The 765-nt window shown below is 63.5% G+C and carries 1 protein-coding gene; it reads right to left on the bottom strand.

Going from position 1 to position 765, the window contains the following annotated elements:
- Nucleotides 1-39: 39 nt before the first annotated feature.
- The coding region (locus E1288_RS46510) for an IS256 family transposase (RefSeq protein WP_132495755.1) at nt 40-765 on the bottom strand (726 nt) is incomplete at its 5' end.

Here is a 765-nt window from a genome sequence, read left to right as displayed (position 1 = left end):
GAGCCTGTCAAGTGGTTTGTGTAAATGACTTCGGTTCGGTCAGTTGAGGTAGGGGTCGAGTCGGTCGGGGAAGTGCAGTGCGAGGGCGCCGAGGGCTTGTTTCCATCCGTGGACGGTGGCGCCTTCGACCAGGCGTGCGGGGGCGTTGCGTTGGTGGGCGGGTCGTCCGCGTTGTTTGGCGCGTTGCCGGGCGCGTTTGTCTTCGATGTCGCGGATGGCCAACCACAACAGCTTGATCACCGCGTTATCCGAGGGGAAGTGCCCGCGGTTCTTGATGATTTTGCGGAGTTGGTAGTTCAGTGACTCGATGGCGTTGGTGGTGTAGATGATCTTGCGGACCTCAGGTGGGAACTCCAGGAACGGGATGAACCGCTGCCAGGCGTTTTCCCAGGTGCGGACCGCGGCCGGGTATTTGCGTCCCAGGTCGGAGTCGGCGAACTCAAGCAGCGCGGTCTCGGCGGCCTCCGCGGTGGGGGCGGTGTAGACCGGCTTGAGCGCCGCAGCGACCTTCTTACGGTCCTGATAGGACACAAATCGCATCGCCGCCCGGATCAGATGCACCGTACAGGTCTGCACCGTCGATTGAGGCCAGGTGGCCTCGATGGCCTCAGGCAAACCCGGCAAGCCATCGCAGCAGACGATCAACACGTCTTTGACGCCGCGGTTGCGTAGCTCGGCGCAGACCCCCGCCCAGAACTTCGCACCCTCGCCGGCCTGGACCCAGATTCCGAGGACGTGTTTGACGCCGTCGAGGTCGACGCCGAC

It is taken from the genome of Saccharopolyspora elongata, assembly GCF_004348985.1.
GTDB classification, from domain to species: Bacteria; Actinomycetota; Actinomycetes; order Mycobacteriales; family Pseudonocardiaceae; genus Saccharopolyspora; species Saccharopolyspora elongata.
The sequence above is the reverse complement of the archived record's forward strand: the minus strand, read 5'-3'. Positions and strand labels throughout refer to the sequence as shown.